Here is a 23,084-nt window from a genome sequence, read left to right as displayed (position 1 = left end):
CGTTATTTCGTTTGGCCCCGCGGTCTGCTATCCTTGGCCAAACAAACGTTTTTATCCATCTAAAGGGGTCCGCATGAAACTGATCGTAGGGCTTGGCAATCCGGGTGCCAAATACGCGGGCAACCGGCATAACATCGGCTTTATGGCGCTGGACCGCATCGCGCAGGACCACGGCTTTGCCGCATGGAAGACCAAGCACAACGGGCTAACGGTCGAAGGGCGTTTTGGCGCAGACCGCGTGGTCTTGCTCAAGCCCGAGACATTCATGAACAACTCTGGTCAGTCGGTGCAATCCGCCATGCGGTTTCACAAGCTTGAATCGGCAGATGTGATCGTTTTGCACGACGAAATCGACCTCGCCCCCGGCAAGGTCAAATGCAAGACCGGCGGCGGGCATGCGGGGCACAATGGCTTGCGGTCGATCCATGCGCATATCGGTCCCGACTATGACCGTGTGCGCCTTGGCGTAGGCCATCCGGGGCATAAGGACGCCGTACCTGGCTATGTCCTGCGCGACTTTGCCAAGGCAGAGCAGGAGTGGCTGGACGACGTATTGCGCGGGATCAGCGACGGTGCTGCGGACCTGGCGCGCGGCGATACGGCCAAGTTCATGAACGCCGTGGCCCTGCGTGTTGCCCCACCACGATCCGGCACGGGCACCAAGAAACCCGCGGGCACTGCGGCCAAAGCTCAAGCCGCTGCGCCAAAGCCCGCGCAGCCAGCCCCAACGCAGCCCAAGGCAGAGCCTGCCCCCCAGACCGACGACCGCAGCGCCATGCAAAAACTGCTGGACCGGTTCAAATGACACTGCAAGCCGCCTTTGAAGAGCAAGCCGGGCATTGCATCGCACTTGGGTCTCCCTTCATGGGCCAGTTGATGGGCGTGCTGGCGCGGGACTGGCCCGCCGACACAGCCCTTGGCCGCAAATTTGCGGCGTTCAAAGGGGATATCGGCCCGTCGGGCGCGTCCCTTCCCCTGCGCATCGCGGGCGGGCTGCATGCGCTGGTATTGAAACGCAAAGCGCCTGCGCTGATGGCCGTTTACCCGCCACACAAGGCGAGCGACCAAGCCCTGTCAGAGGCCGTGCGCGACGCGATCACCACGCATGAAGCCTTCTTGCTTGATTGGACCGACAGCGCGCCGCAAACGAACGAGGTCCGCCGCTCTGCCGCGTTGATCGCGGGGGCCCGCGTCGCGGCGCAGCATTTCAATCTGCCGATCCGCCTGTCCGAACTTGGGGCCAGCGGCGGGCTCAACCTGATGTGGGACCACTTCGTGCTCGAGATCGAGGGGCATCGCTTCGGGTCGAATATGTCAACGATCCTGCTGTCGCCTGACTGGACAGGCAAACTGCCACCGGCGATCAACCCGCAGGTCGAAAAACGTCGCGGCGTTGATCTGAACCCGCTGGACCCGACGCGGCCCGACCACCTGTTGCGGCTGATGTCCTATATCTGGGCGGACCAACCCGAACGCCTGACACTGACGCGGACCGCGGCCTCTGTCATGACGGCGCAGGTGCAACGCGGCGATGCGATTGACTGGCTGGCGCGCACCCTGCCCCAATCCCCCGAAGGGTGTCTGCACCTGATCCAGCACACCGTCGCGTGGCAGTATTTTCCCAAAGAGGCGCAGGCCCGTGGCCAAGCGTTGATCGAGGCTGCTGGCAAACGCGCCACGCGCAACCGCCCGCTGGCATGGCTGTCGATGGAGCAGGACGGATCGGGCCTCAAGGGGGCCGCGCTGACGCTCAGGCTCTGGCCCGGTGACATCACCCTGCCCTTGGCGCGGGTCGATTTCCACGGTCGCTGGATCGATTGGACCTACACCGGCTGACGCCAAGTTTATCTGGCACCACCGCAGCCTTCGTGCTTGGGTATCCCCGCATATCAGGGAGGATTTCATGCGCACATTCGGGAAATGGCTGGGCCGTATTTTACTGGCTCTAGTGGTGGCTGTGGTCGTTGTCGGCCTGTGGAAACGCGAAGAGATCACGCGGCTGCTGGCGGTGAACTCGCTCTTTGCCGAAGACAAGATCGTGCATAACTTCAGCCACATGGACGAGGCCTTCCTGTCCAAACCCCTGTCGCGCGGTGATGGCCCTACGGCAGAGCTGTCTTATGGACCCGAATACGCCCCCCCTGCCGAGGTCAACGACTGGATCGAAGCGCGGGATGTGACGGCATTGGTTGTGCTGAAAGACGGTCAGATTGTCTATGAGAACTACTTTAAAGGCACCCAGCCCGATGATCTGCGGATCAGCTGGTCTGTCGCCAAAAGCTACCTTTCCGCGCTTGTGGGTATCCTGCTGGACGAAGGGGCGATTGCATCGCTTGACGACCCCGTCACGACCTATGCGCCCAAGCTGAAAGGCACCGCCTATGACGGGGCGACGCTGCGCAACGTGCTTAACATGGCCAGCGGGGTTACCTTTGACGAAGATTACCTCGACCCGGATTCCGACATCAACAAGATGGGCCGCGCCCTCGCCCTTGGCGGAGAGTTGGACGATTTCACCGCAAGCCTGAAAGACACTTTCACCACGCCCGGCAGCCAGTGGCAGTATGTGTCGATCGACACCCATGTCATCGGCATGGTCGTTCGGGGGGCAACAGGCCGGTCCGTCACCGATCTTTTGTCGGAAAAGATCATCACCCCCATGGGGCTGGAGCACGCGCCCTACTACGTGACGGACGGCGCGGGTGTCGCTTTTGTCTTGGGCGGGTTGAACCTGACGACCCGCGATTACGCGCGCATGGGGCAGATGTTCCTGCAAAACGGTCGCTACAACGGTCAGCAGATTGTACCGGCAGACTGGGTCGCCGCCTCTACCGCGCCATCGGCCCCGACGGCAGAGGGGCAGATCGGCTATGGCTATCAGTGGTGGATTCCCCAAGGTGCGACAGAGGGTGAATTCATGGCGCGCGGTGTGTATGGTCAGTATATCTACATCAACCGCGCTGACGGGGTGGTGATCGCGACCAATGCCGCCGACCGCAAGTTCCGCGAGGCCGGGGTCAGCGATCAGAACATCGCCATCTTCCGCCAGATCAGCGCAGCCTTGGGGGGCACATGACACCTGACGAAAGCATCAATATTCTGGGCGGCCCGCTGGCCGTCTGTGGCAGCGACCCCGTCACGGGCTTTTTCCGCGACGGGTCGTGCAACACCTGTGCCGCCGATCAGGGCAGCCACACGGTCTGCGCGATCATGACGGCCGAATTCCTGGCCTATTCCAAATATGTCGGCAACGACCTCAGCACACCGCGCCCCGAATTCGGCTTTGCCGGACTGTCGGCGGGCGATCCGTGGTGTCTTTGTGCGGGGCGTTTCTTGCAAGCGGCGGACGAGGGCTGCGCGCCAAAGGTGCATCTTGAGGCAACCCATCAGCGCGCCTTGGATATCGTGCCGCTGAACATCCTGCAGGCCCATGCCCTGCGCCCGAACGGCGGGGCAGACTGATGCTGCGCCTGACCGCTGCCCTGACTGCTGTCTTGACCGCAGTGCTCTGCGCCGCCCCTGCCATCGCCCAAGACGCCCTGCGCCCGCAAGAGCAGCTCCGCCTCGACCGGTTCGAGGCCACGGCGGGCGATGCCCTGCTGCAAGCGTTCCAAAGCGGCAGCGCGGATGACCTGTCCGCTCTGTCGCGCGCCTTGTCCGGCACGCCGCAAGTTGCCTTTGACGAGGGGCTGGCCGGCGATTGGTCCTGCCGCACGATGAAACTGGGCGGGCTGCCCGCGCTGGTGGTCTATAGCCCGTTCAAATGCCGCCTGACCTTTCAGGGCAACGGGTATCTGTTCGAAAAGCTCAGCGGGTCGCAGCGCACCACGGGGGTCATCACGCTGCGAGACGGGCGTGCGGTCTATGCTGGCGTTGGCTATGTCGCGGGAGAGGTGCCGCCCGCTTACGACGCCCTGCCACCCGGTTTTGCCGGTGATGGCACGATGCAACCCGATGTCGCGGTGTTCGAACGTGTCAGCAACCAGCGGGCTCGGCTGATGTTTCCTGCGCCGGTGGTCGAAAGCGACTTTGATATCCTAGAGCTGACCCGATAGGGCCAACGCCAAAAGAAAAGGGGGCGATGCGCCGCCCCCTTCGTGATCGTGAGTCCAGATTTTCGTCTGATCCTCAGACCTTCATGTCAAAACCAAGCGCCTTGGCGACGGTGAAAATGTCTTTGTCGCCGCGCCCACACATGTTCATGCAGATGATGTGATCCTTGGGCAGCTCTGGCGCGATCTTCATCACATGCGCCAGCGCGTGGCTGGGTTCGAGCGCGGGAATGATCCCTTCAAGCGCGCAGCTCAGCTGGAACGCCTCAAGCGCCTCTTTATCGGTGATCGACACATATTGTGCGCGGCCAATGTCGTGCAGCCAGGAATGTTCGGGCCCGATCCCGGGGTAATCCAGACCGGCCGAGATAGAGAACCCTTCGAGGATCTGACCGTCGTCGTCCTGCAACAGATAGGTACGGTTCCCGTGGAGCACGCCGGGGCGGCCACCGGTCAATGATGCGCAATGCTCCATCTTTTCGTTCACGCCCTTGCCGCCAGCTTCGACGCCGATGATATTGACGTCCTTGTCATCAAGGAACGGATAGAACAGCCCCATCGCGTTCGACCCGCCACCGATCGCGGCGACCAGCGTGTCGGGCAGACGGCCTTCGGCGGCGTCCATCTGTTCGCGCACCTCCTTGCCAATGATCGCCTGAAAGTCGCGAACCATCGCCGGATAGGGGTGCGGCCCTGCGACCGTGCCGATGCAATAGAATGTGTCGCGCACATTGGTGACCCAATCGCGCAACGCGTCGTTCATCGCGTCTTTCAGCGTCCCACGGCCCGAGGTGACGGGGATCACTTCGGCACCCAGCAGACGCATGCGGAAAACGTTGGGGGCCTGCCGTTCAACATCATGCGCACCCATATAAACAACGCATTGCAGTCCGAACTTGGCACAAACTGTGGCCGTCGCCACACCGTGCTGACCCGCACCGGTTTCCGCGATGATCCGTTTCTTGCCCATGCGCCGCGCCAGAATGATCTGGCCCAACACGTTGTTGATCTTATGCGCGCCGGTGTGGTTCAGCTCGTCGCGCTTCATGTAAACCTTGGCACCGCCCAGATGTTCGGTCAGACGCTCTGCGAAATACAGCGGGCTGGGGCGACCGACATAATGGGTCCACAGGTCGTCCATCTCGGCCCAAAAGCTGTCATCTGTCTTGGCCTTTTCATATTCCGCTTCCAGTTCGAGGATGAGCGGCATCAGGGTTTCCGACACAAACCGCCCCCCGAAATCGCCAAAGCGGCCATTCTCGTCAGGTCCGGTCATGAAAGAGTTGAAAAGATCATTGTCCATGGAGGTGCTCCTTGCGCTTGGCGACCAGCCTTAACGCCCCCGCCGCGACAGGTAAAGACGGGGTGGAGGCGGCGAAGGGCCCGTACCGCCCCTCGCCCGTAAAACGCCACGGAAAATTGCAATTTTCCAAACCGAGGTTTTGGAAATACACCGCCCGCGTGGCGCGCCGCTAGTCAAAGAGCTTGAACAGCCCGCGCCGCAGCTCGTCCTCTACCTTTTGTTTCACCGCATCCTCGACCGATTGCCCGTCCTGCCGCGATACGCCCAGTTCCTCCTCCAGCTTTTCGTTCAGCTTTTGGCGGGCCTGTTCCTTTTCCTTGGCAAAGTTCATGTCCAGCGCCGCCTGCAAATCCGGCTTGATCTGCGGTGCGGCCCACGGCCCGAAGATGCGCACCGGAATGGCCAGCCCCCGATCGCCGTTCACCCGCAGTGCCTTGGGCGTGACGGTATAATCAAGCGTCTGCGCCCCCAGCCCCACCTGCCCTGTGCCCGTGGCGGTAAAGTTCGGCAGCTGCATCAGCAGGTCGTCGTTGCGCAGTACGCCTTGATCCATGTCGAATGTCGCGGCAAGGGAATCGAAGACCGTCGTGCCACCCTCGACGTCGAAATTGCCCATCAGCGCATCAAGGTCGATCCCCTCGATATGCCCACGCCCGACATTCACCGCGCCCGATCCGCTAAGCGACCGCATGATCGCGTCCAGCGATGCGCCGGACCCGAGGAAAGATACCTCTGCATCGCCCGTACCGTGGAACCGGCCCAGCCCTGCGGTCTGTTGCAGCAAAGGCTGCATGGCGATGGAGGTCGCGTTCAGCGCCCCGCCCACCGACAGGCCGTTGCGGTTGTTGACCACGAACTCGCCACTGATCACACCGGCATAGGCCCTGATCTCGCGCAGCTCGGCGACCAGACGCGACCGGTCGTTGCGCAGCAATACGCGCGTCGCGCCCAAGCTTAGAGTGCCCAGATCGATGCTATCTGCCCGCAGCGCGACCTCGCCGTTGAAGGCGGATAGCGCGGACGCATCAATCGGTGCTTTCGACCACCCTGTCGGGGACGCAGGCGCGGGGCTGCTGGACGCGGGCGCGGTGCCACTGGGGGCGCTGCCTGCAAAGCCGGTCAGGTCCAGCGCGCCGACGTTGATCTGCGCGTTCACATCGGGCGTGCCGTTCAGCGTGATATCCGCCGCGCCGGTCAGGGCGTTCCCGCCCAGATCGGCCACCACCTCGCGCAGGGCCAAGCGCCGGTCGGGCGTCAGGGTCAGATCAAGGTTGATATCCGCCGTCTTTCCCAAGCCCTGCGGCAGTGCGATGTCACCCACCCCGAGCGCTGCCAGAAAACGCCCTGTGTCCGACGTCTTGAGCCAGAGATCCCCCGCGACAGCGCCGGTCAGCCCCGCCCTCCCGGTCAGCGAGACGCCACCGCCTTTGGTGTCCACACGGGCACGCAGCGGGCGGATGTCGCCGTTCAGGAATTGGTCAAACCGGTTGATCGTCGCCTCGATCGACACGCGATCGGCCGCGGGGCGCAGGGCGGCCTTGATCACCGCATCGCCCGCCCGTTCGGGCCAGTCGAGCGACAGGTCCACACCGTCAAATCGCACCAGATCGCTGCCCTCGGCATCATAGATCAACGTGGCGTCGGTGATATTGAGCCGCTGAATCGTCAGCGGGCGCGGGCTGCGCGCAGGCGCGGTCGGAGCGGTCTCGATGGCTGCCTCGCCGCCGCCGTCGCTGAACTGCCAGCTGGCGCGCCCGTCGCGGCGTTGCTCCAGCCGGATGGTGGGGCTTTGGGCTTCAATGTTGGTGATCTTGATCTCGCCCCGGATCAGCGCCATCGCATCAACCCCGATGGCGGCATTGGCGGCCGAGAGCATCGCCCCATCCTTGGCCCAATCGGCATTCCCGACCTCGAGCCCGCCTGCGGTCACCCCCAGCACCGGCCAGAAGGTCAGCCCCACATCGCCCGTGATCGTGACCTCGCGCCCTGTCAGGTTGCGCAGCTGGTCCGCCGCGATTCGCGCAATACGGTCGGCGGGCAGCAAGAACAGCGACCCCACCGCGACCACCAAAATCAGCAGCAGTATGCCAATTGCCCGAATAATCCACTTCATCGCCCGTCTCCTTGCCTGATGCGGGGCCTTTCCCAGACCCTTTGCATGGCTTATAGCGCAGTTCATGAGCACAAACCCACCAAATCTACGCCCCGATCTTGCGCCAAAGGCCCAGATCAGCAATCCGTCCCGCCCCGGCCAGCCGACCATCGGCATGGTATCGCTGGGCTGCCCCAAGGCGCTGGTCGACAGCGAACGGATTTTGACGCGCCTGCGCGCCGAAGGCTACGGCGTGTCGCCGGACTACGCCGGGGCGGATGCGGTGATTGTGAACACCTGCGGGTTCCTTGATTCCGCCAAGGCCGAAAGCCTTGACGCGATTGGCGAGGCGCTGAACGAAAATGGCAAAGTGATCGTGACCGGCTGTCTGGGGGCCGAGCCGGATTACATCCGCGAACATCACCCGCGTATTCTGGCCGTCACCGGCCCGCACCAATATGAACAGGTGCTGGACGCGGTGCATGGGGCAGTGCCGCCCTCGCCCGATCCGTTTATCGATCTGCTGCCCGCGCAGGCCGTCAGCCTGACGCCGCGCCACTACAGCTATCTGAAGATCTCGGAAGGCTGTAACCACAAGTGCAAGTTCTGCATCATCCCCGACATGCGCGGCCGCCTGCAATCGCGCCCCGCCCATGCGATCCTGCGCGAGGCTGAAAAGCTGGTGCAGAACGGCGTGAACGAACTGCTGGTGATCTCTCAGGATACGTCGGCCTACGGCGTCGATATCAAACATGCCGAAGACCGTGGCCACCGCGCACATATCACCGATCTGGCCCGTGATCTGGGGTCGCTCGGGGCGTGGGTACGGCTGCATTACGTCTACCCCTACCCCCATGTGCGCAACCTGATCCCGCTGATGGCTGAAGGTCTGGTACTGCCCTATCTGGATATTCCTTTCCAGCACGCGCATCCCGACGTGCTGAAACGCATGGCCCGTCCTGCGGCGGCGGCAAAGACGCTGGATGAAATCGCCGCGTGGCGTGACACCTGCCCCGACATCACCCTGCGGTCGACTTTCATCGTCGGCTACCCCGGCGAGACAGAGGCAGAGTTCCAGACCCTGCTGGATTGGCTCGACGAGGCGCAGCTGGATCGCGTGGGCTGCTTTCAGTACGAAAACGTTGACGGGGCGCGGTCGAACGCCCTGCCGGATCACGTGCCGGACGAGGTCAAACAAGACCGCTGGAACCGCTTTATGGAGAAGGCGCAAGCCATCTCGGCCGCCAAGCTGGAAGCCAAAGTCGGTCGCCGCATGGATGTGATCATCGACGAGATCGACGACGAGGCCGCCACCTGCCGCACAAAGGCAGACGCGCCAGAGATCGACGGCAACCTGTTCATCGACGAAGGCTTCGAAAACCTGAGCGTGGGCCAGATCGTGACCGTCGAAGTCGAAGAAGCTGGCGAATACGATCTTTGGGGGCGCGTGGTCTAGGCCACCACCCTCCCCCCTTCTCAACCGTGGAACAATCCGAGCGTCCTGGCGTTCCTATTCGCGCAGGCAGGCCCGATTGCAGGCGCAGCCCATGTAGTGGAAATAGTAAATCCGCACCCTACATATAGACATACGATGGCGTATCAGAGGTGAAACCCTTGAAAATGCGCACGCGATGTTCTATATATGTTCCAACCAGAACAAGGGGGCCTATACGATGTCCTACCAACCGCAGTTTCCCGGCATGTTCGATCCCGACAACGGGGCCGTACCTGCCCGTGCAGAAGATTCAGCCCGCGACGCGCGCGCCGCTTTGCCGCCGACGGAGAAGCAGATGCACTATGCTACCTCGCTTAGCCTCAAGACCGGCGCGCCTGTTCCAAAGCGGGCGTTGACCGACAGCGCCGCGCTGTCTGAATGGATCGACGCCCATAAGCCCAAGCCGGTGGATGGGCCGTTTTCGCAGTATCCGTCGTCAAAGCAGGTCGCTTTTGCCGAACGCATCGCCCGTCTGAAGCGTCGCGATATCCCGCAGGAATGTTTCCGCGACAAGACGATGATGTCGCGCTGGATCGACGGCAATAAACCCCGTTGATCCGGACGCGCGCCACGCGTCGGCATAACCTCCTATACGAATGGATAGGTCGAGATACCAAAGCGCCATGCATTAGACGAAATCTGACATGGGAATGTTGTAAACGGGTGCTAGATTTGACCTATGGCTTATCCGCACCCAACCGCTGACACTCTCGCCGATGGCACGATCCACGTGTTGGGTCTGGGATTTGCGATACCGGCAACAATCCTGCTGACAACCTATGCTGCAAGCCAGGGGGAGCAGCTTACACCGACGCTGGTTTATGCGGCCTGCTTCGTTCTGTCGCTTCTGGCGTCGGCAATTTACCACCTTTTGCCGTTTGATCGTACCCGTGCCCTGCTGGGGCGGATTGACCATGCGGCGATCTACTTCAAGATCGCGGGCACCTACACACCGTTTGTTGTGCTCATCGGAACGGGGTTCGCCTATGGCATCCTCGCCGTGGTCTGGGCGCTGGCCATTATCGGCGCGGTCGCCAAACTGTCTTTCTGGAGCACGGAGTCTAAAGCGTCGCTGTATCTCTATCTTGGCATGGGGTGGCTGTCTGTGCTGCTGGTCTGGCCGATGTGGGAAAGCCTGCCCACCACGGCGCTGACGCTGATCGGCATCGGCGGGTTGATCTATACGCTGGGGACGATCGTCTTTGCACACCCCGGCATGCGCTTTCAAAATGCGATCTGGCACAGCTTTGTGCTTGCCGCCTCTATCTGCTTTTTCGCCGCCATCTCTATCAGCTTGTAAGCCCGTGTCAGGCCGCGTCCAGATAGGCGCGCACGCAGGATTGCACGTGGCGGAACCGGTCGCCGCCCAAATGTTTCCCGCCATACCAGCGCGTGACCACGATCAGGTGATCCTCCAGACCCTCACGCTCTAGCATCCGGATGATCACCATCCCCGCACCGGATTCCCCATCATCGCCTTTCAGCGGGCCGCCGTCTGACAGCAGCACCGCCCAGGTGTTGTGGGTTGCCTTGGCATAGGATTTATCGCGCTTGAGCTCTTTCAGCGCAGCATCCACGGCGGCGCGATCGGACGCGGGGCAGCCTGACACGGCATATTTGGACCCGCGGTCCGACAGTATCTGGCCAAGCTGCTTCATGCGGTTCAGTTACAGCCCCGCCGCGGTCCGCCGTACGGTATCCAGACGCGATGCATTGGGCGGGTGCGTGCCCAGGAAACGGTCACCGGGGTCAGGAATACGGGTAAAGAATTCGGCCCCCCGCAGCGGGTTATACCCTGCGCGTGCGGTGATAATGGTGCCCAAGGCGTCTGCCTCAAGCTCGAAGTCTTTGGAATAGGTCCGCGCGCCCACCTGCGCCCCAAGGCGCTGTGCCGATTCGACCGCAGTGGCATCGCCCCCGCTCAGCGTGGCGAGACCGGCAAAGATTACCGCACCGGCGACCGCGTTCTGCTGTTGGCGTGCGATATGCCCTTCGATGTGGTGAGCAGCCTCGTGCCCCATGACAAAGGCAAGCTCGTCCTCGTTACGCGCATCCGCGATCAGGGCGAGCGTGAAGGCGATGACCGGACGCCCGGCCTTATCCTCGGTCTGGTAGGCGTTGGCAGGCTGGCCGGGGCGGTCGTCTACCACGATGTTGAAATCGCAATTCACCTGCGAGGTCCGCACGCGACATTCGCGTTCAGCGACAGGTTCGACCGTTTGCAACACGCGGATAAAGCTGCGGGCGGATTCATTGGCGGAAAAACTAGCGGGTTGCCCTTGCTCGGGTTGGGTGGAAACAGGCCCCGACATGGTCGTCGGTTCGCAGGCAGCCATAAATGCCGCAGCAGCCAGAGCAAAACAGTATCTCAACATCACGTAACGCATCCTCAAAAGGGCAACGAATAGATCTGCCACCGTTTTAACGCGGCGGCGCGGATTTGAACAGACGGCGCAGTGCTGCTCTTGCATTGGACCACCGAAAGAATACTGTGCCTTCATGTTTACGATTGAACACGAATTCGATGCCAGTGTGATCACTCTGATCGACGAAGGCAAAGCACCCTTGCGTGAAGATGTGACGGTGCAGGCCTTTGCCAGCGTTATCACATTCGAGCAATGGGACCCGCGCACCAACTCTGTCTGCAAGATCAGCCTCTCGCCCGAGCAGCTGCACGATCTGACAGCCGCGCTGAACCTGCCCGAGGGCATCTACCGCACCGCGCCCAAGCGGTAACCAAAGGACACGCAATGGCCACTGGCACACATATCAAGACATTTTACGAAGGCAGTTGGCACGAGGGTGACATCTCTGTCATCAAGGCCGCGGACCACGGTGCATGGCTGGGCACGACCGTATTTGACGGGGCGCGGCTGTTCGACGGTCTCAGCCCCGATCTGGAGGCGCATTGCGCGCGGATCAACCGGTCGGCCAAGGCACTGATGATCACCCCCACGGTCGAGACCGCCGATATGGTCGAGATGGTACGCGAGGGTCTGAAAAGCTACCCCAAGGACGCCGCCGTCTATATCCGCCCGATGTATTGGGCGCTGGCGGGCGACGAGCTGGGGATCGTGCCATTAAAGGACGCGACCGGTTTTGCCATCAGCCTTGAACAGATTCCTATGGCGGCACCCGATGCGGCCACGACGCTGACACGGACCCGTTTCCGGCGTCCCGTGCTTGAAGACAACGTCGTCAATGCCAAGGCGGGCTGCCTTTATCCCAACAACGCCCGCATGATGGTTGAAGCCCGCGCCAAGGGCTTTGGCAACGCGCTGGTCGCCGACGCCATGGGCAATGTCGCCGAATCGGCCTCTGCCAATGTGTTCATGGTCAAGGATGGCGAGGTGTTCACCCCGATCCCCAATGGCACGTTTCTGGCCGGTATCACACGCGCGCGGCATATGTCGAACATGCGCGCCGACGGGATCAAGGTGCACGAAACAGTGCTTAGCTTTGACGATTTCCACGCCGCGGACGAGGTCTTTTTGTCCGGCAATATGATGAAGGTCACGCCGGTCAAAGCTTTTGACGACACGCAGTACCAGATCGGCCCCATGACCCGCCGCGTGCGCGAGATGTATTGGGATTGGGCGGCCTCTGACCGTGGCTGACCCCGCCCCCCGCCGTTCAACAGGAGGATGCTATGCGTAAATTTATGGTTGTGCTGGATGACAGCCGCGAATGCCTGAACGCCATGCGATTTGCCGCGATGCGGGCGTCCAACTCTGGCGGCGGGGTGGTGGTGCTGTCGGTCATCCCGCCTGACGAATTCAATCACTGGATCGGTGTGGCCGAGGTCATGCGCGAGGAAGCCCGCGAAAGGATCGAGGTGCATTTCGAGGTCTTCGCCAAATGGATGCGCGACCGGCTGAACGTGGAGCCCGCGCTGGTTATTCGCGAAGGTGTGATCGTGGACGAGATCATCAACCAGCTGGCCGATGACCCCGAAGTCGGCGTGCTGGTGCTTGGCGCGGGCACCGACAAGAAATCTGGCCCCGGCCCCTTGGTGACCCAGCTTTCCCGCAACGCAGGCTCGCTGCCGGTGCCGATTACCATCGTTCCCGGTGACATGAGCAAAGAACGGCTCGAGATGATCACCTGAGGCGGCACCGCAGGCCGCCTCAAACTTAGAATCGTTCCAAACCTTGACTTGCGCGCGCTCAGGTCGCATATCTGCATCAACCCTTTCAGGAGCATGTGATGTTTATTCAGACCGAATCCACGCCCAACCCCGCAACGTTGAAATTCCTGCCCGGTCAGACCGTGCTAGAGATGGGCACCGCCGATTTCCCCGCCCCCGAAGCCGCCAGCGCCTCGCCTTTGGCCACGCGTCTGTTCGCTGTCGAAGGCGTGACCGGCGTGTTCTTCGGCACCGATTTCGTGACCATCACCAAGGCTGACGGGATCGAATGGGACCACCTGAAACCCGCCCTGCTTGGCGCGATTATGGAGCATTTTCAATCCGGCCAGCCGGTGATGGAAACCGGCCATGACCACGCGTCGGGCCATGCGGAGCATACGGGCGAAGACGGTGCGATCGTCGGCCAGATCAAGGAATTGCTGGACAGCCGCGTGCGCCCTGCCGTGGCACAGGACGGCGGCGACATCACCTTCCACGGGTTCGAGCGCGGCGTTGTCTATTTGCACATGCAAGGGGCCTGCGCGGGCTGCCCATCGTCCACATTGACGTTGAAAATGGGCATCGAGAACCTGCTGCGCCACTACATCCCCGAAGTGACCGAGGTACGCCCGGTTGCCTAAGACGCCTCTTCTCCTGGCGTTTGATACATCGGCCGCACATTGTGCGGCCGCTTTGCTGTCGGGCGACCAGATCATCGCCAGCGTCGAGGAACCGATGAACAAGGGTCAGGGCGAACGGCTGCTTGGCCTATGTGCCGAGGTGCTGGCCAGCGCAGATGTGGCCTATAGCGATCTGACAGCGATTGGCGTCGGCATCGGGCCGGGGAACTTCACCGGGATCCGCATCGCGGTCTCGGCCGCGCGCGGGCTGGCGCTTGGCCTTGGGGTGCCTGCGATAGGTGTTTCGCATCTTCAGGCGCTGGCCTTCGGGCATGATGGCGTTGTCATCAGCAGCATCGATGCGCGGCAGGACAAGCTGTTCGTGCAGGTGTTCGGCACGATGGATGACCGCGACCCTGTGATGTGTGGGCTGGATGATCTGCCTTCGGTGCCCTCGCGCGCTGATCCCGTCTGTGTGGGTCATCAGGCCGATATGATCGCAGCACTCTGTAACGGCACCGCCTTGCCCCCTCGTATGCCCGTGGCAGAGGCAACGGCACGCATTGCCGCCACGAAGCTTGGCACCCAGACCCCGCGCCCTGCCCCGCTGTATCTGCGCCCCGCCGATGCCGCCCCGGCCCGCGACACACCGCCCGCGATCTTTTCATGACGCCGCAGGATATGGCGCGGATTCACGCCGCCGCTTTTGTGCACGACCGTGCGTGGACGGCGCAAGAGATCGTCGATCTGCTGGCCTCCCCTTTCGTGACGTATCTGGCGGAGCCGCAGGGCTTTGCTCTGACCCGCCTCATCGCGGGAGAGGCAGAGCTGCTGACCCTCGCCGTTGATCCCGCAGCCCAACGTCAGGGCATGGGCCGCTGCTTGCTGCACCGCTGGATCGACGGGCTTGAAGCGCAGGCCGACACCGCCTTTCTGGAGGTCGCCGCCGACAATACCGCTGCCATCGCACTTTACACTTCCGCAGGGTTTCGCCAGACGGCCACACGTCGCGGGTATTATCAGCGTAAAGATGCGCCATCCGTTGATGCATTGATCCTTTCGCGTCAGTTTACGCACGGTTAATAGGCAATATCATCCCCAAGCGCTTGAGAATCCGGTTGACCCTACCCATGGGCTACGCAGTATCGTACATCTGATCGACGGAACCGGGCGCAAGCGCGGAACTGCGACCGGGCAAAGGCTTCGCGCTTGCGCCCCAACACAATAAACCGGGAGACACTCCATGACCCTTATGACCAAATTCCTCGGCGCTGCTGCGGCCACGGCTCTTAGTGCCGGTGCGGCTCTGGCCGAACCCGCCCTGATCTTCGACCTTGGCGGCAAATTCGACAAATCCTTCAACGAAGCCGCCTTTGCTGGCGCGCAACGCTGGGCCGAAGAGACCGGTGAAAGCTTCCGCGAGATCGAACTGCAGTCTGAAGCACAGCGTGAACAGGCGCTGCGCCGTTTCGCCGAAGCGGGCTCCAACCCTATCGTGATGACCGGCTTTGCCTTTGGTGATGCGCTTGGTCAGGTTGCGGGCGATTACCCTGATACCGACTTTGTCATCATCGACATGGTTGTCGACGCACCCAACGTCCGTTCCGTTGTTTTCAACGAACACGAAGGGTCCTATCTGGTCGGCATGATGGCGGCGATGGCCTCCGAATCCAACACTGTCGGTTTCATCGGCGGCATGGACATCCCCCTGATCCGCAAGTTCGCCTGCGGCTACGCCCAAGGCGTTCTGGCCGTGAACCCCGACGCGACCGTGATTTCGAACATGACCGGTTCGACCCCTGCCGCATGGAACGACCCCGTGAAAGGGTCCGAACTGACCAAAGCGCAGATCAGCCAGGGTGCTGATGTTGTCTATGCAGCCGCGGGCGGCACAGGCGTTGGCGTTCTGCAAACCGCAGCGGACGAAGACATCCTGTCGATCGGCGTGGACAGCAACCAGAACCACCTGCACCCGGGCAAAGTCCTGACCTCGATGATCAAACGCGTGGACAACGCTGTGTTTGACGCGATGTCCGATGGCCCCGGCATGGAAAAAGGCTTTAACGTCATGGGCGTTGGCAACGAAGGCGTGGGCGTCGCGATTGACGAACACAACAAGGCACTGGTTACCGCTGAAATGCAGGCCGCTGTGGATGAAGCAGCAGCCAAGATCGCAGACGGGTCGCTTGAGGTACATGACTACATGTCCGACGACAGCTGCCCGAGCCTGAGCTTCTAAGCGTGAGCACTGCAACACATACGGAGCGGCAGGAAACTGCCGCTCCGGCGATCGAGCTGAAAGGCATCTCCAAGGCCTTTGGTCCGGTACAGGCCAATAAAGACATCTCTATCCGCGTCATGCCCGGCACGATCCATGGGATCATCGGGGAAAACGGCGCGGGCAAATCGACGCTGATGTCGATCCTTTACGGATTCTACAAAGCCGATAAAGGCGACATCTTTATCGCCGGTAAAAAGACCGACATCCCTGACAGCCAGGCCGCGATTGCCGCAGGCATCGGGATGGTGTTCCAGCACTTCAAACTGGTTGAAAATTTCACGGTCCTGGAAAACATCATTCTGGGTGCCGAAGACGGGCGGCTGTTGAAGCCATCACTGGCCAAGGCGCGCAAATCGCTGATGAAGCTGGCCGATGACTACGGGCTCAAGGTCGATCCCGACGCGCTGGTGCAAGACATCGGCGTCGGCATGCAGCAACGGGTGGAAATCCTCAAGGCGCTGTATCGTCAGGCCGATATCCTCATTCTGGATGAGCCCACCGGCGTACTGACCCCAGCCGAGGCGGACCAGCTGTTCCGCATCCTCGGGCGTCTGCGCTCCGAGGGGAAGACGATCATCCTGATCACCCACAAGCTGCGCGAGATCATGGAGACGACGGACACCGTATCGGTCATGCGCCGCGGCGAGATGACCGCCACAGTCAAGACCGCCGAAACCTCGCCCGCCGAACTGGCGGAGCTGATGGTCGGCCGCAAGGTATTGCTGCGTGTTGACAAGAAACCCGCGGCCCCCGGTCCGGTCATTCTGGATGTCGAAGGGCTGCGCGTCGTTGATGACAAGGGCGTCGAGCGTCTGCGCGGCATCGATCTGCAAGTCCGCGCGGGCGAAATCCTTGGCGTTGCAGGCGTGGCCGGCAATGGCCAGTCCGAACTGCTTGAGGTTCTGGGCGGATACCAGACCGGCAAGGGAAGCGTGCGCGTCAATGGCACGGCACTGGACCTGACCGGCAACAAATCCGACGGCCAATCCCGCCGCAACCACGGCATCGCTCACGTCCCCGAAGACCGCCAGCGCGAAGGTCTGATCATGGATTATCAGGCGTGGGAAAACACCGCCTTCGGCTATCACAAAGACCCTGCCTACCGTAGCGGCATATTGATGGACAACGCCGCGATCAAGGCCGACACCGTTGAAAAGATGGAACGTTTCGACGTGCGTCCGCCAAACCCCAAACTGGCGGCCAAGAACTTTTCCGGCGGGAACCAGCAAAAGATCGTTCTAGCGCGCGAGATCGAACGCAATCCCGACCTGCTGCTGATCGGCCAGCCGACCCGTGGTGTGGATATCGGCGCGATCGAATTCATCCACGAACAGATCGTCGCCCTGCGCGATCAGGGCAAGGCGATCCTGCTGGTCTCGGTCGAGCTGGAAGAGATTCTCGCACTCAGCGACCGGGTGGCTGTCATGTTCGACGGTCAAGTCATGGGCATCCGAGACGCCAGCCAGACCGATGAAAAGGAACTGGGCTTGCTGATGGCGGGCATCACCGATACCGATGCGCCCCATTCCATCGAAGAGATCGAAGACAATCTGGCCCATGCGGGCGGCGATCCGCATAAGGAAGTGTAACATGGACGTAATGCCAAAATGGGCCGAGGTCGTCCTCGTGCCTTTGATTTCGCTATTGCTGGCAGCGATCCTGTCGGCGCTGGTCATTCTGGGCATCGGGGAAGACCCCGTTGCGGCCGTCAAACTGATGGTGTCCGGCGCATTGGGCAGCACCTATGGCTGGGGCTATACGCTGTATTACGCCACGAACTTCATGTTCACCGGCCTTTGCGTTGCCATCGCCTTTCACGCGCGGCTGTTCAATATCGGTGGTGAAGGCCAGGCAATGCTGGGCGGTTTGGGCGTGGCGCTGGCCTGTCTGTATATCCCGTGGCCCCATTGGTCACTGGCCCTGATCGGTGCGGCTGCGATGGCTGCCGTGTTCGGCGCCGCCTGGGCCGCGATTCCCGCGTTCCTGCAAGCCAAACGGGGCAGCCATATCGTGATCACCACGATCATGTTCAACTTTATCGCGGCGGCGGTGCTGAACTATGTTCTGGTCAATATGCTGCGCCCCCAAGGCAGCATGGATCCCGCAACGGCGCGTTTTCCTGACGCGACCAAACTGCCGACGCTACATGATATCCTTGCCCCGCTGGGGATCGAGTTTTCCAAGGCCGCGCCCGCCAATATCTCGCTGCTGGTGGCGGTTGCGGCCTGTATCTTCCTGTGGGTGCTGATCTGGCGCACGCGGCTGGGGTATGAGATCCGCGCCTATGGCCATTCGGAATCGGCCGCGAAATACGCCGGTATCTCTCCGGTCAAGATCACAATGATCGCGATGATCATCTCGGGTGGTTTGGCGGGCATGATGGCGATCAACAACGTCATGGGCGAAGCCGAACGGCTGGTGCTGAACGCCACGGAAGGCGCGGGCTTTATCGGGATCGCCGTGGCGCTGATGGGGCGCAGCCATCCTCTGGGCGTTTTCCTTGCCGCGATCCTGTTCGGGTTCCTCTATCAGGGTGGTGCTGAACTGGCGCTCTGGACCTCGATCCCGCGCGAGCTGATCGTCGTCATTCAGGCGCTGGTGATCCTCTTTACCGGAGCGCTGGATAACATGGTGCGTATGCCGCTCGAGAAAATCTTTCTGGCGCTGCGCGCCGCACGGGCCCCCAAGCCCGAACGCAAACCGGTGGAGCCTGCTGAATAATGGATTATATCACGCTCATCCAACTGTTCGACAGCACCGTGCGCCTTGCCACACCGCTGCTGCTGGCCTGCCTTGCCGGTCTGTTTTCCGAACGCGCCGGTATTTTCGACATCGGCCTTGATGGCAAGATGCTGGCGGCGGCGTTCTTTTCGGCGGCCGTGGCGTCGCTGACGGGGAACGTCTGGCTGGGGCTGCTGGCCGGCATCGCCGCGTCGATGGCGCTGAGCCTGCTGCACGGGCTTGCCTCCATCACCTTCCGCGGCAACCAGCTGATTTCCGGCGTCGCGATCAACTTTCTTGCCGCCGGTCTGACGGTGCTGATCGCGCAGGACTGGTTCCAGCAAGGCGGTCGCACGCCGTCGCTGATCGGCGGGGCGCGGTTCAATCCGATCACCCTGCCCTTTGCCGATGACATCGCCCAGACCCCGATCATCGGCCCGCTCTATGCCGAGTTGATCTCGGGCCATTCGATCCTTGTCTACCTCGCCTTCCTCGCGGTTCCTGCGACATGGTGGCTGCTGTACCGGACACGCTTTGGCCTGCGTCTGCGCGCTGTGGGCGAAAACCCCGCGGCGGTGGATACCGCTGGGGTTTCCGTCATCGGGCTGCGCTATGCCGCGGTGCTGATCTGTGGCGTGCTTTGCGGTATTGCCGGTGCCTACCTCAGCACGGCGCTGCAGGCCGGCTTCATCAAGGATATGTCCGCAGGCCGTGGCTATATCGCGCTGGCGGCGCTGATCTTTGCCAAGTGGCGCCCGTGGTACGCGCTGTGGGCCACGCTGCTGTTCGGCCTGTTCGGCGCGCTGGAAACCCGCCCCGACGTGATCGAGGCATTGGTGAACTTCAAGGTTCAGGGCCAGTTGCTGGCCGCCCTGCCCTATGTGATGACCGTGATCATCCTCGCGGGCTTTGTCGGCAAGGCGATCCCGCCCCGTGCCGGTGGCGAGCCCTACGTCAAAGAGCGTTAACGCTCCCCGCGCCGTCGCAAATTGCGGCGGCGCAGCATCCACGATTGATTTCAACCTTTGGATCGGTCTAACTGCTTCTATGCAAATTTACCTGCCCATTGCCGAGCTGTCGGTCAACGCGTTCCTCCTTTTGGGGTTGGGCGGTATCGTGGGCGTTCTATCCGGCATGTTCGGCGTCGGGGGCGGATTTCTGATCACACCGCTGCTGTTCTTTATCGGCATCCCCCCTGCGGTCGCTGTGGCGACCGGCGCGAACCAGATCGTTGCCTCCTCCTTTTCGGCGCTGCTGGTGCATCTGAAACGCAAGACGGTGGATCTGCGCATGGGCAGCGTGCTGCTGGCGGGCGGGCTGGTCGGGGCCGCCGCGGGCGTCACCATCTTCAACTACCTCAAATCGCTGGGTCAGGTCGATCTGCTGGTCAACCTGTGCTATGTCGTTTTCCTTGGCATCATCGGTGGGCTGATGCTGATTGAATCGCTGAATGCGATGTACAAGACCCGCAGCGGCAAACGCCCCCCGCGCAAGAAACACACGTGGATCCAGAAGCTGCCGTTCAAGATGCGCTTTCGGGTCACGGGGCTTTATATCTCGGTCATTCCACCGCTACTGGTCGGGGCTTTTGTCGGGCTTTTGGCCGCGATCATGGGCGTGGGCGGCGGCTTTATCATGGTGCCGGCGATGATCTATCTGCTGGGGATGCCGACCAAGGTGGTTGTGGGGACATCGTTGTTCCAGATCATCTTTGTCGCCGCGTTTACCACGATGCTACACGCCACCACCAACTATACCGTCGACATCGTACTGGCCGTGCTGCTGCTGATCGGCGGGGTGATCGGCGCGCAGTTCGGGACCAGCCTTGGCACCAAGCTCAAGGCGGAACAGCTGCGGATCCTGCTTGCGCTTCTGGTGCTGGTCGTCTGCGGCAAGCTGGCGCTGGAACTGTTGCTGCAACCAGCAGAGCTTTATTCCGTCGGGTTCACATCATGATCCGTCTGCGTGCCCTTTTGGTGGCAGCGCTGGCCTGCCTGTCTTTCTCCGCCACCGCGGACGAGGCGATTGTGCTGGGCCTGAACCAAAGCGAAGTCTCTATCTCCACCAATTTCAACGGGTCCGAGATCATCATCTTCGGGGCCGTCAAACGCGAGACCCCGATCCCCGAAGGCCCCGAGCTTGAGGTCGTGGTGACCGTGTCCGGCCCGTCGGCCCCGGTCACGGTACGGCGCAAGGAAAAGACCTTTGGCATCTGGGTGAACACCGCTGCCGTCGAGGTCGACCGTGCCCCCAGCTTCTATGCCGTCGCCACCAGTGGCCCCTTGCAGGACGTGCTGAACCGCACCGAGGACCTGCGCTATAAAATCTCTGTCCCGCGGGCGATCCGGTCGGTCGGTGCGCCGATGAATATCGAGGATTCCGCCGCCTTCTCGGACGCGCTTGTGCGCATCCGCAGCAAGGCGAACCAGTATCAACTGGACGAGGAAGGCGTGACCGTGGACGAACAGACCCTGTTCCGCGCGACGGTGCAACTGCCCGCGTCCTTGATCGAGGGCGATTACAACACCCGCATTTTCCTGACCCGCGGCGGGTCCGTCGTGGCGCAATACGGGACGTTGATCGACGTGCGCAAGGTCGGGCTGGAACGCTGGCTGTTCAACCTGTCGCGGGAAAATGCGCTGGTCTACGGGCTGCTGTCGCTGGCGATTGCCATCGCGGCGGGCTGGGGGGCCTCTAGCCTTTTTGCGGCGCTGCGCCGCTAGGCGGGATCATCCGTCTGTGTCTCAAGGCTCAGCGGGGCGGCAGGGGCCGCGCGCAGATCGTCCACCCGCAGCATTCCGGACGGTTTCGACAGGCGGTTGCGCACGACCCAGATCAGCCGCTCTTGCGCACGGGTGATCGCCACATAGGCCAGCCGCTTCCACAGCGGCTGCCCCGCCTCTGACCGGCCCATCCGCGCCGCTGCATAAAGGTCGGGCGCAAAGACCTGCACCGTGTCCCACTGGCTGCCCTGCGCCTTATGGATCGTCACCGCCGCCCCATGCAAAAATGTTGCCCCCATGCGCGCGGCAAAAGGAATAAAGGGCTCTTCCTCGTCCGGTTTTTCGATCTTCACGATCGACGCGGCAGAGATTTGCGGGTCTTCCGCGCCCATCACATGCAAGCGGCTAAAGCCCGGCTTGCGCCCTGCCCCCAGATAGACGACCTGCGCGCCCTTGATCAGGCCGCGCGCTTCAAGGTCGAGCCGTTTCTTGCGGTGTTTCAGCGGCAGCTCGATCCCGTCGCAGATCAGTGGCTCCCCCTCCAGCAGCGCGTCTTCGGGCGCGCCATAGACCGACCGGAAAGCGTTGATCAGCCGGATGCGCGTGGCATTGCGCCAGACCAGCACAGGCGACCGCGCCATCAAGTCCACTTCTACCCGCTGGCCCCAGACGACACGGTCGTCTTTCTTTGACGCGTCTTCGACCATACGCTCGAACTGTTCAAAACTCAGGTCAGGATCGGCAAGCGCATGGGCCAGATCAAGGATCGGGTTGTCGGCCTGCTGCCGGTGAATTCGGCTAAGGTTCAGCACCCGTTCCTTGGGCAGCTTTTCAAACACCATCGTGCCCGACTGCCCCACCGGGGCCAACTGCGCCGGATCGCCAAACAGCAGCAACGTCGGGAAGATCTCTTTCAGATCCTCGAACTGTTTGTCATCCAGCATCGAACTTTCATCGACAAACCCGATATCCAGCGGTTCCTCGCGACGCTTCCATCCGGTGATGAAATCGCTACCGCGCAGCCCCGCAGCGGCCAAGGCACCGGGAATGGATTTGTTGTTCTCGTAGAACGCGAAGGCGCGGTCCAGCGAGACTTCGTTCATCCCCTCGATCACCGGGCGTTCACCGCTGCCCGCCAGCCATTCCGCGATGCGTTCGTATTCGGGGTCATAGACCGGCGTATAGAGAATGCGGTGGATCGTCGTCGCGGGCACACCGCGCAGCCGCAGGACCGATGCCGCCTTGTTGGTGGGGGCCAGAATGGCGAGCGTGCGCTTGTCTTTCTTCTTGCGTTCGTAATCACCCGAAACGATGTCGACGCCGGCATTTTCCAGCGCCTTGTACAGTTCTGCCAGCAGCAGGGTTTTGCCCGACCCCGCCTTGCCAGTCACCGCTAGCACTTGGTCCGCCCCGCCCGCAGGGGGCATCAGCAGATTGTCATCCAGATCGATGCCCGCATGGCGCAACATCTCGGTCACGCTGTCAAAGGCAGCCGCCTGATCGGCGGAATAGGTAAGGGCAGGTACTGTCATGGCGCGACCCTAATTCAGCGCGGCACCGGGGGCCAGATGGCATCGCCGCTATTCGCGCAATCAGCCCGTGCCAAACCGCCGCGTGATGCCGGATACGACAACACCCGCGCACCGATGGATTGGTGCGCGGGTGTCTGGT

The 23,084-nt window shown here is 61.9% G+C and carries 25 protein-coding genes; 20 read left to right on the top strand and 5 right to left on the bottom strand.

Annotated elements, in window-relative coordinates; genetic code table 11:
* Window positions 1–73: 73 nt before the first annotated feature.
* The 5 genes from pth (at window position 74) to AADW22_RS04450 (ending at window position 4,055) form a co-directional block, all read left to right on the top strand.
* Entirely contained in the window at window positions 74–805 is a 732-nt protein-coding gene (gene pth, locus AADW22_RS04470) for an aminoacyl-tRNA hydrolase (RefSeq protein ID WP_407474330.1), read from the top strand.
* A complete protein-coding gene (locus AADW22_RS04465) occupies window positions 802–1,836 on the top strand; it encodes a DUF2332 domain-containing protein (RefSeq protein WP_407474329.1) in 1,035 nt (344 codons plus the stop codon). Before pth ends, AADW22_RS04465 begins: the two co-directional genes overlap by 4 nt.
* 67 nt (window positions 1,837–1,903) lie before the next feature.
* Window positions 1,904–3,076, top strand: coding sequence for a serine hydrolase (locus AADW22_RS04460; protein ID WP_288959743.1), 1,173 nt, complete (start codon window positions 1,904–1,906; stop codon window positions 3,074–3,076).
* Complete coding sequence (locus tag AADW22_RS04455; RefSeq protein WP_005851586.1) at window positions 3,073–3,462, top strand: DUF2237 family protein; 390 nt, start codon at window positions 3,073–3,075, stop codon at window positions 3,460–3,462. The genes AADW22_RS04460 and AADW22_RS04455 overlap by 4 nt, the downstream gene beginning before the upstream one ends.
* Window positions 3,462–4,055: a DUF4893 domain-containing protein gene (locus AADW22_RS04450; protein WP_407474328.1), complete on the top strand. Its 594-nt coding sequence runs from the start codon at window positions 3,462–3,464 to the stop codon at window positions 4,053–4,055. Before AADW22_RS04455 ends, AADW22_RS04450 begins: the two co-directional genes overlap by 1 nt.
* Before the next feature lie 73 nt (window positions 4,056–4,128).
* On the opposite strand, the gene trpB is transcribed toward AADW22_RS04450, so the two are convergent.
* Window positions 4,129–5,355, bottom strand: a complete 1,227-nt coding sequence (gene trpB, locus AADW22_RS04445) for a tryptophan synthase subunit beta (RefSeq protein WP_005851582.1) — start codon at window positions 5,353–5,355, stop codon at window positions 4,129–4,131.
* 169 nt (window positions 5,356–5,524) lie between these two features.
* Window positions 5,525–7,468 carry an AsmA family protein gene (locus tag AADW22_RS04440; RefSeq protein ID WP_407474327.1) on the bottom strand — a complete coding sequence of 648 codons (1,944 nt, stop codon included), beginning with the start codon at window positions 7,466–7,468 and terminating at the stop codon, window positions 5,525–5,527.
* Between the two features lie 64 nt (window positions 7,469–7,532).
* Between AADW22_RS04440 and rimO the strand changes: the two genes are divergently transcribed.
* The 3 genes from rimO (at window position 7,533) to AADW22_RS04425 (ending at window position 10,242) form a co-directional block, all read left to right on the top strand.
* On the top strand, window positions 7,533–8,903 hold the full coding sequence (gene rimO / locus AADW22_RS04435; protein ID WP_037943285.1) for a 30S ribosomal protein S12 methylthiotransferase RimO: 1,371 nt from the start codon (window positions 7,533–7,535) through the stop codon (window positions 8,901–8,903).
* Window positions 8,904–9,078: 175 nt separating this feature from the next.
* Complete coding sequence (locus AADW22_RS04430) at window positions 9,079–9,498, top strand: hypothetical protein (protein WP_407474326.1); 420 nt, start codon at window positions 9,079–9,081, stop codon at window positions 9,496–9,498.
* Between the two features lie 123 nt (window positions 9,499–9,621).
* Window positions 9,622–10,242, top strand: coding sequence for a hemolysin III family protein (locus AADW22_RS04425; RefSeq protein ID WP_342579832.1), 621 nt, complete (start codon window positions 9,622–9,624; stop codon window positions 10,240–10,242).
* Between the two features lie 7 nt (window positions 10,243–10,249).
* Here the strand turns inward: AADW22_RS04425 and AADW22_RS04420 are convergent, their stop codons facing one another.
* Both AADW22_RS04420 and AADW22_RS04415 read right to left on the bottom strand, forming a co-directional pair.
* On the bottom strand, window positions 10,250–10,600 hold the full coding sequence (locus AADW22_RS04420) for a YigZ family protein (RefSeq protein WP_009826067.1): 351 nt from the start codon (window positions 10,598–10,600) through the stop codon (window positions 10,250–10,252).
* Between the two features lie 9 nt (window positions 10,601–10,609).
* On the bottom strand, window positions 10,610–11,317 hold the full coding sequence (locus tag AADW22_RS04415; protein ID WP_407474577.1) for a M48 family metallopeptidase: 708 nt from the start codon (window positions 11,315–11,317) through the stop codon (window positions 10,610–10,612).
* A 124-nt stretch (window positions 11,318–11,441) separates the two neighbouring features.
* On the opposite strand from AADW22_RS04415, the gene AADW22_RS04410 reads away from it, so the two are divergent.
* The 12 genes from AADW22_RS04410 to AADW22_RS04355 all read left to right on the top strand — a co-directional run bounded on the left by AADW22_RS04410 (window position 11,442) and on the right by AADW22_RS04355 (window position 21,413).
* Window positions 11,442–11,678: a hypothetical protein gene (locus AADW22_RS04410; RefSeq protein ID WP_005851566.1), complete on the top strand. Its 237-nt coding sequence runs from the start codon at window positions 11,442–11,444 to the stop codon at window positions 11,676–11,678.
* A 14-nt stretch (window positions 11,679–11,692) separates the two neighbouring features.
* Entirely contained in the window at window positions 11,693–12,559 is an 867-nt protein-coding gene (locus AADW22_RS04405) for a branched-chain amino acid aminotransferase (RefSeq protein WP_005851564.1), read from the top strand.
* A gap of 32 nt (window positions 12,560–12,591) precedes the next feature.
* Complete coding sequence (locus AADW22_RS04400) at window positions 12,592–13,050, top strand: universal stress protein (RefSeq protein WP_005851562.1); 459 nt, start codon at window positions 12,592–12,594, stop codon at window positions 13,048–13,050.
* Window positions 13,051–13,148: 98 nt separating this feature from the next.
* On the top strand, window positions 13,149–13,709 hold the full coding sequence (locus AADW22_RS04395) for a NifU family protein (protein WP_005851560.1): 561 nt from the start codon (window positions 13,149–13,151) through the stop codon (window positions 13,707–13,709).
* Entirely contained in the window at window positions 13,702–14,358 is a 657-nt protein-coding gene (gene tsaB / locus AADW22_RS04390) for a tRNA (adenosine(37)-N6)-threonylcarbamoyltransferase complex dimerization subunit type 1 TsaB (RefSeq protein WP_386172806.1), read from the top strand. The genes AADW22_RS04395 and tsaB overlap by 8 nt, the downstream gene beginning before the upstream one ends.
* An 11-nt stretch (window positions 14,359–14,369) precedes the next feature.
* Window positions 14,370–14,771: a GNAT family N-acetyltransferase gene (locus AADW22_RS04385; protein ID WP_407474325.1), complete on the top strand. Its 402-nt coding sequence runs from the start codon at window positions 14,370–14,372 to the stop codon at window positions 14,769–14,771.
* A gap of 160 nt (window positions 14,772–14,931) precedes the next feature.
* Window positions 14,932–15,927 carry a BMP family protein gene (locus tag AADW22_RS04380; RefSeq protein WP_005851554.1) on the top strand — a complete coding sequence of 332 codons (996 nt, stop codon included), beginning with the start codon at window positions 14,932–14,934 and terminating at the stop codon, window positions 15,925–15,927.
* A 2-nt stretch (window positions 15,928–15,929) separates the two neighbouring features.
* Entirely contained in the window at window positions 15,930–17,558 is a 1,629-nt protein-coding gene (locus tag AADW22_RS04375) for an ABC transporter ATP-binding protein (protein ID WP_407474324.1), read from the top strand.
* Between the two features lies 1 nt (window position 17,559).
* Window positions 17,560–18,690 (top strand): ABC transporter permease, encoded by a 1,131-nt coding sequence (locus tag AADW22_RS04370; protein WP_407474323.1) that lies wholly within the window; start codon window positions 17,560–17,562, stop codon window positions 18,688–18,690.
* On the top strand, window positions 18,690–19,658 hold the full coding sequence (locus AADW22_RS04365; RefSeq protein ID WP_005851549.1) for an ABC transporter permease: 969 nt from the start codon (window positions 18,690–18,692) through the stop codon (window positions 19,656–19,658). Before AADW22_RS04370 ends, AADW22_RS04365 begins: the two co-directional genes overlap by 1 nt.
* Window positions 19,659–19,737: 79 nt before the next feature.
* On the top strand, window positions 19,738–20,646 hold the full coding sequence (locus AADW22_RS04360) for a sulfite exporter TauE/SafE family protein (RefSeq protein ID WP_005851548.1): 909 nt from the start codon (window positions 19,738–19,740) through the stop codon (window positions 20,644–20,646).
* Window positions 20,643–21,413, top strand: a complete 771-nt coding sequence (locus tag AADW22_RS04355; protein ID WP_005851546.1) for a TIGR02186 family protein — start codon at window positions 20,643–20,645, stop codon at window positions 21,411–21,413. Before AADW22_RS04360 ends, AADW22_RS04355 begins: the two co-directional genes overlap by 4 nt.
* Here the strand turns inward: AADW22_RS04355 and AADW22_RS04350 are convergent.
* Complete coding sequence (locus tag AADW22_RS04350; RefSeq protein WP_037964998.1) at window positions 21,410–22,945, bottom strand: ATP-dependent RecD-like DNA helicase; 1,536 nt, start codon at window positions 22,943–22,945, stop codon at window positions 21,410–21,412. The two genes, AADW22_RS04355 and AADW22_RS04350, sit on opposite strands and share 4 nt — an antisense overlap.
* Between the last annotated feature and the right edge of the window lie 139 nt (window positions 22,946–23,084).

This window comes from Sulfitobacter sp. PM12 (assembly GCF_045586035.1).
GTDB classification, from domain to species: domain Bacteria; phylum Pseudomonadota; class Alphaproteobacteria; order Rhodobacterales; family Rhodobacteraceae; genus Sulfitobacter; species Sulfitobacter pontiacus.
Note: the sequence above shows the minus strand (reverse complement) of the source record. Positions and strands in the feature narration are given on the sequence as shown.